The 14,832-nt window shown below is 47.4% G+C and carries 11 protein-coding genes; 6 read left to right on the top strand and 5 right to left on the bottom strand.

Annotated elements, in window-relative coordinates; translation table 11 throughout:
• Positions 1 to 147: 147 nt before the first annotated feature.
• Positions 148 to 1,134, bottom strand: coding sequence for a biotin synthase BioB (bioB, locus tag AB1797_07715; GenBank protein MEW5767502.1), 987 nt, complete (start codon positions 1,132 to 1,134; stop codon positions 148 to 150).
• A 310-nt stretch (positions 1,135 to 1,444) separates the two neighbouring features.
• The gene (locus AB1797_07710) at positions 1,445 to 3,529 is read right to left on the bottom strand and encodes a fibronectin type III domain-containing protein (GenBank protein ID MEW5767501.1); all 2,085 of its coding nucleotides are present in this window, start codon (positions 3,527 to 3,529) and stop codon (positions 1,445 to 1,447) included.
• A 437-nt stretch (positions 3,530 to 3,966) separates the two neighbouring features.
• Between AB1797_07710 and rimI the strand changes: the two genes are divergently transcribed.
• The 6 genes from rimI (at position 3,967) to AB1797_07680 (ending at position 9,125) form a co-directional block, all read left to right on the top strand.
• A complete protein-coding gene (gene rimI / locus AB1797_07705) occupies positions 3,967 to 4,419 on the top strand; it encodes a ribosomal protein S18-alanine N-acetyltransferase (protein ID MEW5767500.1) in 453 nt (150 codons plus the stop codon).
• The gene (der, locus tag AB1797_07700; protein ID MEW5767499.1) at positions 4,382 to 5,701 is read left to right on the top strand and encodes a ribosome biogenesis GTPase Der; all 1,320 of its coding nucleotides are present in this window, start codon (positions 4,382 to 4,384) and stop codon (positions 5,699 to 5,701) included. The genes rimI and der overlap by 38 nt, the downstream gene beginning before the upstream one ends.
• Positions 5,702 to 5,710: 9 nt before the next feature.
• A complete protein-coding gene (gene plsY, locus AB1797_07695; protein ID MEW5767498.1) occupies positions 5,711 to 6,319 on the top strand; it encodes a glycerol-3-phosphate 1-O-acyltransferase PlsY in 609 nt (202 codons plus the stop codon).
• A 184-nt stretch (positions 6,320 to 6,503) separates the two neighbouring features.
• Positions 6,504 to 6,737: a hypothetical protein gene (locus tag AB1797_07690; protein MEW5767497.1), complete on the top strand. Its 234-nt coding sequence runs from the start codon at positions 6,504 to 6,506 to the stop codon at positions 6,735 to 6,737.
• A complete protein-coding gene (locus AB1797_07685) occupies positions 6,727 to 7,500 on the top strand; it encodes a dolichyl-phosphate beta-glucosyltransferase (protein MEW5767496.1) in 774 nt (257 codons plus the stop codon). The genes AB1797_07690 and AB1797_07685 overlap by 11 nt, the downstream gene beginning before the upstream one ends.
• A complete protein-coding gene (locus AB1797_07680; protein ID MEW5767495.1) occupies positions 7,497 to 9,125 on the top strand; it encodes a hypothetical protein in 1,629 nt (542 codons plus the stop codon). Before AB1797_07685 ends, AB1797_07680 begins: the two co-directional genes overlap by 4 nt.
• Positions 9,126 to 9,166: 41 nt before the next feature.
• On the opposite strand, the gene AB1797_07675 is transcribed toward AB1797_07680, so the two are convergent.
• The 3 genes from AB1797_07675 to AB1797_07665 are packed head-to-tail and all read right to left on the bottom strand — an operon-like array spanning position 9,167 to position 14,347.
• Positions 9,167 to 12,277, bottom strand: a complete 3,111-nt coding sequence (locus AB1797_07675) for a DUF4175 family protein (GenBank protein MEW5767494.1) — start codon at positions 12,275 to 12,277, stop codon at positions 9,167 to 9,169.
• 15 nt (positions 12,278 to 12,292) lie between these two features.
• Positions 12,293 to 12,778, bottom strand: coding sequence for a metallophosphoesterase (locus AB1797_07670; GenBank protein MEW5767493.1), 486 nt, complete (start codon positions 12,776 to 12,778; stop codon positions 12,293 to 12,295).
• Between the two features lie 51 nt (positions 12,779 to 12,829).
• The gene (locus AB1797_07665; GenBank protein ID MEW5767492.1) at positions 12,830 to 14,347 is read right to left on the bottom strand and encodes an AAA family ATPase; all 1,518 of its coding nucleotides are present in this window, start codon (positions 14,345 to 14,347) and stop codon (positions 12,830 to 12,832) included.
• Between the last annotated feature and the right edge of the window lie 485 nt (positions 14,348 to 14,832).

Genomic DNA, 14,832 nt, shown 5'->3' with positions numbered 1-14,832 from the left:
GACGGATTGACACGGATAAAAATTTATTAGAAAAAATCCGTGAGAATCCGCCAAAATCTGTGTCATCCGTGTGCTATTCTATCATTCTCTTCGTGGCTTAGTGGCTTTGTGGCTGAACGGTTACAAAAATTCATTCTTCACGGCTGATTACACCTTAAGGCCCAGGTCTTCTATCATTTCAAGATCAAGGCGTGGGTCCTGCCCTCGGGTGGTCAAATAGTCTCCAATGAGCATCCCGTTTGCTCCGGCCATAAAGATAAAGGCTTGAAGACTGCGGAGGTTGTGCTCTCTGCCCCCACAAACTTTAATGTCTTTGGTGGGAAGGATAAATCGAAAGAGGGCAATAGTCTTCAGGATTTCCAGAGGCTTAAGAGGCGGGAGATGCTCCACCGGGGTGCCTGGAATAGGATGGAGGAAATTCAAGGGCACAGAATCAACCTTCAGTTCCTTTAACAGAAAAGCCAGCCTGATCCGCTGGGCCAGGCTTTCCCCTAAGCCAAATATCCCCCCTGAACACACTTCCAGCCCGGCCTTTTTGGCGGCTTTGACGGTGGATAGCCTCTCCTCAAAGGTATGAGTAGTGCAGATATTAGGGAAAAAGTCAGGGCTGGACTCCAGATTGTGGTGATATCTCTGAAGGCCGGCTTCTTTAAGAACCAGGAAATCCTGGAGTGAGAGAGAACCAAGAGAAGCGCATCGAAAGACGGGCATCTCTCTCTCTTTCATCTGTTTCAGAGCTTCGGCGATAGTCTGAACCTCTTTTTCCTTTGCTCGCCTGCCACTGGTGATAATGCCAAATCTATGGGCTTTAACCTCGGTAGCCTTTCTGGCGGCCGTCAGCATTTCTTCCTTGGAAATAAGGGGAAAGCCCTTGACGCCGGTCTGGTAATGAATCGACTGGGCGCAGAAAAGGCAGTCCTCTGGGCACCTGCCGGATTTGGCATTAATAATAGAACAGAGATCAACTTTATCTCCCAAGAAGTGGGACCGAATCTGGTTAGCCGCAGCCAGTAAAAAAAAGAGGCCTGCGCCTTCTACCTGAGACAGGTCTAGAACCTCTTCTGAGCTAATATCTTTTCCCTCAAGAACCTTTCGAGAAACAATCGCAATGAATTCTGTTAGTTTGTCAGACATATTTATTCCTCCTCTGTAACCGTTCACACCACCAAGACACTAAGAGCCTATCCCAAAACCTCGGCGGAATGAAAAACCGATATAGAAGGCAGCTACAACTGCCGATGGATAGAGGACGCCAGTGGTTGCTCCCTACGCGGTCGCGGCTCGGCTCGGTTTTGGGATAGACTCTAATGGTCTGTGACGATTGAAATTGTGGGTAAAGCCTCTTTACCCCTCACCTTAATCCTCTCCCCTGAGGGGAGAGGGTAGGGTGAGGGGGGATTGCCTTTACAAAAGACGAACACATCAAATCAATTGTCACAGAGCACTAAGGGATAATAGTAATCGTGGCATTCCTGAGGGTAATATTTCCCATATCCCCTAAGGGTCCTCCAGCGGAATCCCTCAGAACCACCTTATCCGGAACATGACTTATCGTGGTAGTCCCCGGCTTTAGTCCTTTAAACTTAAAGACAGTAATGACCCCGCTGCCGGTAGCCCCTTGCGCTCCGGATTTCTTTGAATTGGCGATGTCCAATATCCCGTTTGTACCGCTTTGGAAGAAGATAACCTCTTTTTCATCACCCAGAAAGCTATCCGGTCCTGCCTCGACAAGCTCCAGCCGCTGAGTCTCATATTTAAGCTTATAAGCAGCGCCAAAAAGATCGGTCACGTTCTCAATCCAAACTTCAAGAGGGAATTCTTTTCCCACTTTTACCACGGCCGCGGTAGGAAGAATACCCAATCCGAGTTTCCCTTCTCCGGTGGTAAAGGTGCGGTCGGTTATCCCATCTTTCGGAGTGGCCAGGGTGCCGCATTCATCTTTGGACAGGACCTGATAGTGATAAGTCGTTTCCGATTCAAGGGGGGGTAACTCTACGTGATGATCAATAGTCAAAAGGGTATCTTCTTCTGTCTCCTGCCCATAATTGGAACTAAGCCCATATTCGATCTGACTGGTAGTAAGCACGTTAGAAGTCCAGGTGATAGTTATCCTTGTTCCATCTGCTTCAGAGGCGACACTTGATATGGTCGGGGGAGTCAGACATTTTCCTCCTTCCTTAGTCCGGAAGGTGCGGTCGGTAATCGAGTCGGTGGGTGTGGCCTTATTGCCGCATTTATCCTCGGACGAAATTCTAAAGTGATATTCACTGCCAGGGGTCAGTCCGGTCAGTGTAACTGTATGGGTCTGAGAGAAGGTAGTCTCTTTTGGGGTTGAAGAACCATAGGCGCTTGTCTGTCCGTAACTTACCTGACCAATGGTCGGGACGTTTGTTTTCCAGGCTATGATAGCCGAATCTGTTTCAGGGGTTACTGAGACGTTGGAAATAACCGGCGGAACAGGGCATTCCTCTTCGCTGGTAGTAAAGGTTCTATCTGCCACGCCGTCAGAGGGTGTGGCCTGGTTGCCACAGACATCTTCAGAAATAATCTTAAAATGATATCCTCTTCCCTGAGATAAGCCACCTCTTCCCTGAGATAAGCCAGTCAAGGTAACCGAGTGGGATGTCTTAAGGGTAGTTTGTTTAGTAGTCAATGAGCCATAACCGGTTGTTTGCCCGTAAGCAATCTGGGCAGTAGTAGGCACATTGGTCTGCCAACTTATGGTGGCTGAGGTGGGACCGGGAGTAATAACCACATTAGAGATAACAGGGGCAATAGGACATTTTTCTTCAGCGGTAGTGAAGGTGAGTTCTGCCTCTGAAGTGGCCAGGTTGCCGGCGGCATCCTCGGATTTGACCCGGTAATAATAAGTAGTCTGAGAACTTAGGCCGCAGAAGCGGATGGAGTGCTCCCGCACCAGGTCGGCCTCAAAAGGAGTAGAGGAGCTATATTGATTCGTTCGACCATAATCTACCTGGCTGGTAGCAGGCTCGTCTGTATCCCATTTGATGGTCACACACCTGGCCTCCGGAAGGGCCCTCACGTTGGTAATTACCGGTGGGCGATCATCAGCCGACCTGGTCGTAAAGATGAACACCTCGTCGCCCTCATTCCAGTTGTGATTACTATCTCTCGACCTTACACGATAAAAATAAGTTGTCTCCGGGGTCAGGTTGGAAAGATGGATATTATGATGGGTCAGCAGGCTGTCATCTTCGCTTTGCAGGGTAGTAGGATTTAAAGTCAGCCCATATTCTACCCGTGAGGTAGCGGGTTCATCGGTTAGCCAGCTTATTTGGGCCGTGGTTCGTTCAGGGGCAGCCAAAACATTGCTGACCTTAGGTTTAGTGGTATCAGGAGAAATAAGATCATCTCTGTCTTCTTTTCCACATCCGAAGATAAAAGAGAAAAAGATTGCCGGGGATAAGATGGCCATTAGCCAGGAAGATTTATGCATGGTGATCACCCTAATCGAGTTTGGGGTTTCGAGGAAGTTCGAAAGGCCAGACATACTCCCCTCTACTTTCATCGGCAAATTAATAAGGAAACTTTACTTCTAAACATCTATTGACAGGAGAAAAATAATATGTTAGACTGGGTGAATAGTCAGCGCCAATTAGCCTCATCCGGGGGGAAGAGGTATCATCTAAATAAATCAGGGTAACCAGTAATCAGTTGTTACCGATTACCGATTACCGATCACTGACTTTCCCCGAAATATTGAGAAGATACTCTTAAGGTAATTATTCAGCCACTGATTGACACGGATTAGCACGGATAGTAAGTGTTCAGCCACAAAGACACTAAGAGACAAAGATTAAAGGATTATTTCTTATTTCCCCTTCGTGTCTTCGTGCCTTGGTGGCTGAACGGTTACTTCGGATTTTTGTCTATGTTCTGGGCTCTGGATAATAATTGGCGCGGACAACGCAAATGTTGCACGGCAATACCATAACCATAGAACCTATGAAGAGAGAAGACATGCCGGCTGTCCTGAGGATTGAGCAGGCTTCTTTTGCTGATCCCTGGACAGTGGGGATGTTTTTACGTGATATAAGAGATAACCGGCTGGCTCATTTCCTGGTGGCTAAACACAAGGGGAAAATAATCGGCTATGCCGGCTTGTGGCTGATTGGTGATGAGGCCCACTTAGTTAATTTAGCGGTGGACCTTCCCTATAGAAAACAGGGGATAGGCCGAGAATTGCTAATGGCTATGCTGAAGATAGCCAGAGACAAGGGCGCCCAAAAGGCTACCCTGGAAGTCAGGGCCTCAAATCTGAAGGCCCAAGAATTTTACCAGCACTTCGGCTTTCGTCCTATTGCTATCAGAAAGGGGTATTACACTCATCCTAAAGATGATGCCGTAATTATGTGGCAAGATGACCTTACCAATTGTGGCCATTGTTGGTCGACCTAATGTGGGCAAATCTACTTTTTTTAACCGGCTCATTGCTCGAGGCGTAGCTGTCATTCACCCTGAAGCCGGGGTAACCCGGGATCGAAATTATAAAGAAACAGATTGGCTGGGGCGGCGGTTCCTATTAGTTGATACCGGGGGTTTGGAAATGGATGGCGGCTCGTCTCTGGCAGAGCAAATAAGGCGCCAGGTGGAAATTGCCATGCATGAGGCTAACGTGATCTGCTTTCTACTTGACAGTAGAGATGGAATCCTTCCGCTGGATATGGAAATAGTCGGCCTCTTGAGGCGACAAAAAAAGCCAATAGTGACCGTGATCAACAAAATTGACAATCCGGCTAAAGAAGAAGAGATACTTTCTGATTTTTATTCCCTTGGGTTGGGAAAACCCATTGGGATTTCCAGCCTTCACGGCTTAGGGGTAGACGCGGCGCTTGATGAAATTATTTCTCATCTTGACACCGTGGGAGAAGAGGAAGAGGAAGAACAATCCTCTGTCCGGGTAGCCATTGTGGGACGTCCCAATGTAGGCAAATCATCTCTCCTTAATGCCATCCTGGGTGAAGAGCGGGTCATTGTAGATCCCCGCCCGGGGACAACCAGGGACAGTATTGACACTCCTTTTAATTACGGCCAGGACCGATTCATCCTGGTCGATACAGCCGGCCTAAGACGCAAGAGCCGAATTGATCGAGAGCTGGAACGAATCACGGCCACGCGGGCCATAAATGCCATTCACCGATCAGAGGTGGTTCTCCTGGTGATTGATGCGGTCGAGGGGTTGGCGGAACAGGATAAACGACTTCTTCACCAAATAGAAAAGGCCGGCTGCGCGGGAATAGTAATTATTAATAAGTGGGATTTGATGTCGGGAGGAGAAGAGCTTAAAGGCCAATATCAGCAGCGGATTAAGGAAGAGATGAGATTTATCGATTACCTGCCGCTTCATTTTACGTCAGCCCTGACCATGGAGGGCCTTGACGAGTTAATGGAAATGATAAAGGCGGCCTCTTTAACTCATCAAACCAGGGTCCCCACTCCCCATTTGAATAAAATTATGACCCAGATCATCTCAGGTTACCAGCCTCCGGCCGGACAAGGGAAGAATCTAAAGATATACTACCTAACCCAGCTTGATATCAAACCGCCCACTTTTCTCCTGTTTGTTAACTATCCGCGATTGGTTATCCCCCAATATTTGAGATACCTTCAACGCCGAATGCGGGAAGAATTAAACTTGTGGGGGACACCGATCAGGATTAAGGTGAGAAAGCGAAAATAGTTACCTCAAATGTTTGACTATCCTCTTATTTTCCTGACAAGTTACCTGTTAGGCTCCATACCGACAGGTTTTATCGTGACCAGGCTGGTGGCCGGAATTGATATTCGGCAGGTAGGCAGCGGCAATATTGGAGCCACAAATGTTCATCGGGTGTTAGGATGGACGTGGTATCTGGTGGTCTTGTTAGTCGATATGACCAAAGGGATGGCGGCTGTTTGGTTGGCGCACCAAGTAGGCGAAGGGGATATTATCATCAAAATGCTGGCCGGAGCTACGGCGGTCGCCGGCCATAACTGGACGATCTTTTTGAAATTCAAGGGCGGAAGGGGAGTAGCTACCAGCGCGGGTGTCTTTATCGGTCTGGCCCCCTACCCCATGCTTCTCATCATCCCCCTTTTTATTATTATCGTGGCCCTGACCAAATACGTTTCTTTAGGCTCTGTGATGGGCGCCCTGGTTTTACCTCTTCTCCTGTGGCTCTTTAAGGCAGAGCCGCCTTTGCTTATCTTTGGAGGAGCTGTCTCTGTTATTATCGTGGTAAAGCATATACCCAATATCAAACGGTTGTTAGCTGGTCAGGAAAATAAGTTCGGAAGCAGAGTCGAACTTAAGCAATGAAACCCTACCTAATTCTTAATCCTTATGTCTGAATCACTGTGAGAGTGGAGAGTGGAGGCCTTTCCATTCTTCACTCTCAGTTCTCAACCCTCAACTCTCAACTTTTATTTGTTATTTTTTTATTTTTTTATGTTGATTTTTATTTAAAAATATGGTATACTAAAAAAAGAAAGGGGTGATATATATGGACAAAGTTAAGTGGCGATTCAAGACATCTATTGTTACCTTCATTGCTGCGGCGATTGGGCTTTTAGGTCTGGCCCTGGGATTTTCCTATGATCTGGCCGGTCACGCCGAGATTATGATCCTATCTCTCTCACTGGTTATCATCTTTTTGCTTTTCGCCAACACCCTCCTTCTTTATGCCATTGTTTATGAGTTGGACAATGTAGAAGGGGGAGATGGAAATGAAAAATAACTATCTTTCGGTGGTCATTCCGGCCTTTAATGAAAAAAAGCGGATAATCCCTACCTTGAAGAAAATAAGGCAATATTTAGAGACTCAAGATGTTCTCTATGAAATCATCGTAGTGGATGATGGAAGCACTGATGGCATGGCGGCCGCTATAAAAAAAGAACCGATAGGCAGGCAGGTGCGATTACTCAAAAATGATACCAACCGGGGTAAGGGATATTCGGTTAGAAAAGGAATACTGGCGGCCAGAGGAGAATTTATCCTCTTTTCTGATGCCGACTTATCGACCCCGATTGAGGAAGTGGAAAAACTCCTCCAACGTTTAGCCAATGGGTTTGACATTGCGATTGGTTCCAGGGCCTTAGCCGCCTCAAAACTGGTAATTCGCCAGAGTTGGTGCCGTGAGACAGCCGGCCGAACTTTTAATTTCTTAGTTCAGACCCTGGCCTTCCCCGGGATCAAGGATACCCAATGCGGGTTCAAACTCTTTACTCGCCGGGCAGCCAGGATGATCTTTAACCGGCAAAAATTTGATGGTTTTGGGTTTGATGTTGAGATACTATATCTGGGCAAGAAACTCGACTTTAAGATAGCTGAGGTTCCGGTTAGGTGGCTTAACTCACCGGGAAGTAAGGTTAATATCCTAAGGGATTCAACCAAGATGTTCCTTGACCTTTTCAGACTAAGGGTAAATGATCTGCTGGGCCAATACGATCATCCCTTCGAACCAGTGCCTGTGGGTCAAGAGAGTGCCGTCCATATATGAGCGAGGCTAAGACCTTTCTTTTCCTCTCCATTTTCATCCTCTCTATTAGCACTTTCCCCTATCTCTATGGTGTAATCATCACCCCTCCTGAACATCAATTTATGGGGGTAATTGGTAGTATTGAAGATACCCAGAGTTACCTGGCCTGGATGAAACAGGCCTATGATGGGGCCTGGTTTTTCGAGGATAAATTTACCCCGGAAGAACATCCGGCTAACATCTTCCTTCCCCTGTGGCTAATTTTAGGTCGCCTGGCCCGGGTAAGTGGTCTGAGCCTTATCATGGTTTATCATCTGGCCCGGCTTATATTTGGCTTTACTCTTCTATCCGCCATTTATCTCTTTCTGAAACACTCGCTCCTTGATCCTCGCCTACGTCGGATTGCTTTTTTACTTATCTGTGTCTCCAGTGGCTGGGGGGCCATCCTTTTAACCGCCTACCAGATTGGATTTCACTTCCTTGAACCACTCCTGCTTTTAGACCCGGTTGATCTGTGGATGCCGGAGGCCATCACTTTCTGGAGTCTTTATTGGTCACCTCTCTTTTCCATCTCCATTACTATTATGCTGCTCATCTTTATTCTCTTCCTTGCCTCTGTTGACCAGATCACCTGGCGCAATCCGCAATCTGCAATCCGAAGTATGGCCTGTGTCTTGTTGGCTGGCATACTTGGTTTCTTTCTGGTTCTCACCCATCCTTACGACATAGTCACCGTCTGGACAGTGGTCGGCCTTTTTTCTCTCATCACTTTTCTGTATGATCAGGACAAAAGAAAGAAGATAGTCATAAGCTCCCTTATCTTCTTTAGTCTTTCCGGACTCGGAATAGTCTGGGAATGGTGGACAATGAGAGGCAATTTTCTTATCCAGGAATGGTCAAAGATACCCACAATTTCTTTTAATCCGGTCGGGTATATCCTTGGTCTTGGTCTCCCTTTGATGATTGCCCCCATTGGCGTGCCTTTCACCCTAAAGAAAGGAACTCCCCTGGCTCGACTGGGACTGATCTGGATTCTTGTTGTCCCCTTCCTGGTATACGGCCCTTTCAATTTCCAGCGCCGACTAATTCAAGGGGTTCACATCCCTATCTGTATAATGGCCACCTTAGGACTCTTCCAGATATTAACTTGGATTGAGCCTTATTTCAACCGACGCCTCCTGGTGCGTGCCTTTATCCTCCTGACTATTCCTTCTAACCTTTACCGATTTGGGGCTGACTTTATGGAACTGAAGGCCAATAAACATATGGAGTACCTCCCTCTCCAAACATTAGAAGCCTTAGCCTGGTTAAATAAAACGGCTTTCCCTCATGAAACCATCTTTTCTTCAGGTAAAATGGGGATTTTTATCCCGACCCAGACCGGTTCTCGAACCTTCCTGGGCCAATGGAGCCAAACCCTGTGGGTAAAAGAGAAAAAAGAATTGGTGGAAAGATTTTTTTCATCTCAGACGGATGATGGCTTTCGTCGAAAGCTCCTTAAGGTTTATCGGGTTCACTATCTCTTTTATGGACCTGAGGAACGTAAATTGGGAGGGTTTAATCCAGAGGGGAAGGATTATCTTGAGAAGCGATTTGAAAACAAGAGCGTAAGTGTATACGAAATCCGCCGTAACTTAGGTAGATAGGCTGAAGGCTGAAGTTCAATAGCCTTCAGCCTTCAGCCTATCTAATGAGAGCTACTCCCCACTTCGGATAAGAACCTGAAGTATTGCTTGATCAACTCTTCGTAGCCAGGGATGGTAATTCCGGAGACATCAGGGGAAGGGAGTTTTTCCCTGGGAAGCTGGGGTCGGCGGGTCAACTCATCCGGCAAGGCGCCGGGGGTTCCTCGACGAATATATTCTTTGGGTCTCTCGGCTTCTCTTTCCTTCTCGGATAATTCTTTCTGATGGATTGACTTAGTGGCATCCAAAAGTCTCTTCAGGACTTGCTGTTGCCTCTTCTTGGTCTCAGGCTTGATCGATCCGGAGCCTAAATCCTCTTCTATATTTTCCATCTCCTTACCCAGTTCATCCAGTCTCCCCAGTAGTTTGGATAGTTCGGCGCGGCCTTCTAAAAGTCTCTCCAGGCCTTGCCTGACCATGGATTGTTCGTAGGCCAGTTGTTTAGCCATTGCCTTGCCCTGGGGTCTGGTCAGATCAGGAAAAAGTTTTAAAAGATCATCAGTGCCTTTATTTATTCCCTGCTGCCGTTTGCCCAGACTGGATAACTGTTCCATACCTCCACCCCTATCGCACGACCCCTGACATTGGGAGCATTTCTGGCTGGTCTTCATAAGATTAACGGCTACCTGGTTCAAGCGATACATGGCCTCCTTGGCCTGACCAGAGCCAGACTTGCCTTCTTCCAGATGATCAGCCGTCTGGCTGAGGTTCTGGGAGGCCTGACCAAGCCCCTCAAGAACCTGACCCGGAATCATAAGGCTCTTTTTAGCCAGCTTCTCCATCCGCCCCCGGATCTGTTCCACTCCCTGTTTCAGGAGAAGCTCTTCGGCAGCCAGTGACTTCAGGGATGAAGGACGGGAGGAAAGAGAGGAGAGGACTTCTTCCTGCCTTCCGGAAAGATTAAGCACCTCTCCCAGGGCCTTATCTATCTCCTGCTTGAGTTGGGCCAATTGACAAGAACGCATGCCCTGTTTGGCCTGGGATAGGCCCGCCGAAAGTTGAGATAATTTCTGCATCAGGTCTTGTTCTTTTACCCGGGCATCTTCCCGCTGGCCAGCCGAAAGGTCCCGGGCGGTCTGCTGCATCTTTTGGGGTATCTCGCCGGCTTCCTTCGCCGCCTGTTTAAGGGCTTCAGAGGCGGTAGGTTCCATTTCATCGGCCTCTTTAGCCATCTGCTCTATTTCCTTAAGAAGCTCCTCGGTCCGCCTGGCTAAGGCCTCCTGGACCTTGGCTAAGTCGGACAATTCTTTCTTGTCCCCCTCAAGGGTCTGCTCTGTGATCTCCTCCTGTCTTTTTAAGATTTCATCTGCTTCTTTGATGGCCGTTTCCATAGATTGTTCCAGGGCCATTCGTTTTAGCAAAGACAAGGTTCGATCCAGTCGCTGGATAAATTCTTCCTGATTGAAGGTGGCCTGCATAAGTTTTTCTTCCTGCTCAGTTAATTCTATCCCCTCTACCGCCTCAGAAAGCCTCTTCATGGCCTCCTTCATTTCTTCGCTAACCACCTTCTTGATCAGGTCCTGGATCTCCTGGATCTTTTCCATAACCTCAGGGGAGACAAGCTGGTTCTCCTCCATTTGGTCTAATGTCTCGGTCATCTGTTCCAGCACAGACTCCGCCTTCTGGACGATCTTTTCTTCCTCTTTAGAAAGCTCCTTTAGGTTTTCCTTGTCCTGGACGGAAAGCTCCCTCTCCCTCCTTATCTCCTCAAGCAACTTTTCGGTAGCTTCCTTTATCTGCTTTTGTTCTTCGAGGATATCGGCCAGGGTAGCTTGTTCCTTCTTCTGTCGGTCGGCAATCTCTTTATAGATTTCAGCCATAGAGGGAAACCGGATAGCGTATCTGGGTGAGAGGGCCTTATTCCCCTTACTATCCATAGCCACCGCATAGTAAATGATCACATCCTCCGGCAGAAGCCCAAGATTATTTAGATCCCAGGTATAAGGTTGAATAGGGTGCCGGCGGGGAGGCTTGTAGGCAGCCAGAGAAATCTCCTCTTCCCATTCTTCCTTTACTCGATAATAGCGGTTTATTTTATACCTCAAATTAAGATGGGTTAGGCCATAGTCATCCTCAGCCTCGATCCTCAAGGGGACAACCATCTCTACCGGGAGGGAGATATTCTCTGCCGGTTCGAGGATCTTAACCTGCGGAGGATTATCCTGTAAAGCGGTGATCTGATATTTAACCGGATCAAGATCAGCCTGTTGCCGGGTATCGATTACCTGAAGGGTGTATTCTCCATTCCGAGTAATTATCATTTGTCCGGTTATTCTATTCCCCTTCACAAAAAGGGGACGAGTATCCCCCCAGGAAAGGGCCAGGTAAGCCTCTTTAAGGGTATGGTCGGCCTCAGCCCGGAAGGTCACTTTAGTTCCCACAAGTGTCTCTATATGCCCTTCACCTTCTTTTCCGTTTAGGGGCGGCAACTGGGTATAGGCAGGATACTCGTATCTCAATTGAAGTCGGGTAATGACCGGAGGGGTAAGCGCTTCTTTTTCCGGAGAAGACACCGCCGCCTTTCTCTCCTGGATTTGAGAAGAAGATACGATTTTAAAAGGATGGAGAAACCGCTCGGCTGAGGCATAGAAAGAGAGGGGTGAAAGGAGGCCGTAGGCCATCAATCCTAAGGCCAGTCCGCCAGCCGTGAGAGAGGATCGAGCCAATCCCTTTTTGCTTACTACCTGAGAGAGCTTGAGTCCGGCTAATCGTTCTTCCGTATCCTTGAGCAAAGCTCTAATTAGCTCAAGGGAATAGAGACTTGAGCCTTCTTTAGCCAACTGGATAGAGCTTATTAGCCGATCAGAGACCTCCGGATAATGTCTTTCAATAAGCAGGGCGATGGTCTCGTCATTTTGTCCTATCAGAAGTCTGAGGGTTAGTTCGGTAAGGAACACCACTGCCCCCAGGAGGGCTAAACCCAACCATACCACCCTAAGCCCTGCCGGCAGGGGCAAGAATTTATCCAGAAGAAGGCCGGTTAGAAAGATGCCCAAAAGCACGGCCAGGGTGAGGGTAATTCTGTTAAGGATCGTTATCCCATGCAGGTGCCGTCGCATCTGCTTTAGCTTCTGAATTAAGATTTGATAAGATTTATCTTGGCGTAAGTCCATAAGGGAATACCATCCTTAGAGATCAACTATCCTGACCGACATATCCTCAGTTTCGAGGATGCCTATGGTGGCTCGTCCACTCAGCCAACCGCTGCATTCGCCGGGGTTAACCACCATTGTCTTACCGGACCTTAAGTCAATCTTGTGGGTGTGTCCGTAAAGGATAAGGTCGTAGTGGCCGCTTTCGGCTAAGATATTGAGAAAATCCGGGCTATGATAGATTAAGACCTTCTTGCCGTCAATAGTGAGTTCAAGGGGCGGCTGATGGATTTCAGCCCCAATAGCCGTAAATTGAGACCTTAAGAAATCCTTCTCTCCGTCGTTGTTGCCAAAGACGGCAATCAGTTTAGAGTTAAGGTCTTTGAAGTACCGGCAGGTGATGGGAGAGATAATATCCCCGGCATGGAGGACCATCTCTACTTCCTCTTGATTAAACACCCTGACGGCTTCCTTGATCTTCTCCATATGCTCGTGAGAATCTGCCATAAGGCCTATCTTCATTAAAGATCACCTCACTAAATAAACAGGCATTTCATCCCATTTATTACATCCTCATCTTAGCAGAAGCATAGTTGAAAGAGGAACGGAGATAATTCTCGGATCATCACTTGCCACTGCATCGGTTAATGTAATCAATAGACCAAAGGGTGCATTATAATGTGCCTTTTCTATAAACGACCTTAACCCGATTGTATCCCTATAATCAATCTGCCTGCGGAACTTAACCTCGACAGGGATCCTTTGTTCTCCAATAGTCAGGACAAAATCTATCTCTGGCTCTGCGTTGCGCTGTGGAAAATGAGCAATATCCAATCCAATAATATTGCTTAAGAAGTAACCAGCCACGCTTTCAGCAATCCTGCCTGATAGATCGCAAAGGTGTGGCTGCTTTTCGAGCTCTTCTGGAGAAAGTGGTATAATCTCCTGCAGCCAGGCAGCCCTGAGGGCATGATCACACAGACATAATTTTGATGCCCCACGCTTTCGCTTAAGTCTAAGTTCCAGAGGCTCAATAAGACGAATTAACAGACTCCCATCTAAAAACCTCAGGTAAGCAAAGATACGCTGCCATCCAATATTGGCGTTCATAGCTAAGCGGATTTCATTTAGATAAAAAGCCTGATTAGGCGATTGTCCGATATATCGGCAAGCAAGACGGAATACCTCTTCGAGTAAGTGTTCATCCCTCTTTTTGCCCTTTGGTCCCATACGCAGATCATGTTGAATAACACGCTTAACAACAGTTTCATTTAACTGGTCTGCTATCTGTTCCCAGGACACATCTGCATTTGCCTGAGCCACTGGATAGCCACCCCTTTGGGAGAAGGCAAGGAAAGCCCTCTGACGAAATTCAGATTCCTTCTCTCCAAAGCTGCGCAGCTCCTGCCAGAAGTCTTTTTGTTTGAGGACGGATAATCCATTAAAGGGTAAAAAAGGCTGACTCTGTCCAAAGCCCCTTAGCTCCCCTATCTCTCGTAAGAATAATGGTCCCATCTCCAGGGTAGTAACACGGCCGGCTAAGCTATCCCTTCCTGCCTCAATGCGTAGGGCTGAGCTTCCGGTAACTAATACTCGAACTGGGTTGATATCAACGAGATGCTTTATTTGAATTGCCCAGTCCGATAAGTTTTGGACCTCGTCAAGAAAGATGAAGGCTTGTTCTCCATCACAAGCAGCCTGATTAAACGATTTTTTTAGTATGTTTTCAGAAAACCATCTGCATAATTCAAGAATGACGCTGACATCCTTCAGCCTTCCTAATTCTGGCAGCTCATCAAACTGAAGGCGAAAGATCCGGTGGGGAGAGACATTATGATCAAGTAGATAGTCTATGATCTGGAGCAAGAGCGTGGTCTTACCAATCTGCCTTGGGCCCCGTAATACTACTGCTGGAGCTTTCCTGTTTTGAATTCCTTTTTCAATCCTCTCGAGTGCAGGTTGGAATGCCCATCTTTTCATCCCTGGCAGACCAAAGATCTTTTCGCCCCGCCACCAGGGATTATTGTCATATAGAACCTTTTCTAATCCCGGGAGGAGGAGACTCCAAAGGCTTAGCTGCTTTGTGCTCATCCCTTCATCTCCCTGTGGCACAGTATAAGCTGCTACCTTTTTTATGCCCTCATTACCAGGATAAAGCTGATAATGAGGGCCTTTTTATTTTTTATATTATCCACGCCAAGGTATCAGCGCTACCTTGTAGAACCACATGCAAAAAGGAGAGAAAGATAGCTGGACTACTGTTCTACCCTTTAACCTGAAAGTGCCAAGCACCACAGCAGGTTCACCTGCTGGCGGAGGTTCTACAGCGGAAAACTCCTGCCTAACGCGACCATCGTCAGAAGACAAAGTTATTAGATTTGGGCTTTGAGCCTTGTGATCTTGGATTAGATTATAGGAGATAAAAATGAGTAAGTCAAGAGAAAAGTTGCGACCTGTATGGTTAGAAATTATAAACAATGGGTTGAAATCTTTCCTACGCCCTGTCAGGGCTTGACCTTATGGGATACCATTATTCCGTAGATTGAAATCTACGGCTAAATTCCTTTACGCCTTCG

Source organism: bacterium (genome assembly GCA_040753085.1).
Classification (GTDB): domain Bacteria; phylum UBA9089; class JASEGY01; order JASEGY01; family JASEGY01; genus JASEGY01.
The sequence above is the reverse complement of the archived record's forward strand: the minus strand, read 5'-3'. Positions and strand labels throughout refer to the sequence as shown.

Excerpts from the sequence above, each read along its gene's own strand:
- bioB (MEW5767502.1), bottom strand. The coding sequence starts at position 1,134 with ATGTCTGACAAACTAACAGAATTCATTGCGATTGTTTCTCGAAAGGTT.
- rimI (MEW5767500.1), top strand. The coding sequence starts at position 3,967 with ATGAAGAGAGAAGACATGCCGGCTGTCCTGAGGATTGAGCAGGCTTCT.
- der (MEW5767499.1), top strand. The coding sequence starts at position 4,382 with ATGACCTTACCAATTGTGGCCATTGTTGGTCGACCTAATGTGGGCAAA.
- AB1797_07665 (MEW5767492.1), bottom strand. The coding sequence starts at position 14,347 with ATGAGCACAAAGCAGCTAAGCCTTTGGAGTCTCCTCCTCCCGGGATTA.
- AB1797_07690 (MEW5767497.1), top strand. The coding sequence starts at position 6,504 with ATGGACAAAGTTAAGTGGCGATTCAAGACATCTATTGTTACCTTCATT.
- AB1797_07670 (MEW5767493.1), bottom strand. The coding sequence starts at position 12,778 with ATGAAGATAGGCCTTATGGCAGATTCTCACGAGCATATGGAGAAGATC.
- AB1797_07675 (MEW5767494.1), bottom strand. The coding sequence starts at position 12,277 with ATGGACTTACGCCAAGATAAATCTTATCAAATCTTAATTCAGAAGCTA.
- AB1797_07680 (MEW5767495.1), top strand. The coding sequence starts at position 7,497 with ATGAGCGAGGCTAAGACCTTTCTTTTCCTCTCCATTTTCATCCTCTCT.
- plsY (MEW5767498.1), top strand. The coding sequence starts at position 5,711 with ATGTTTGACTATCCTCTTATTTTCCTGACAAGTTACCTGTTAGGCTCC.
- AB1797_07710 (MEW5767501.1), bottom strand. The coding sequence starts at position 3,529 with ATGAAAGTAGAGGGGAGTATGTCTGGCCTTTCGAACTTCCTCGAAACC.
- AB1797_07685 (MEW5767496.1), top strand. The coding sequence starts at position 6,727 with ATGAAAAATAACTATCTTTCGGTGGTCATTCCGGCCTTTAATGAAAAA.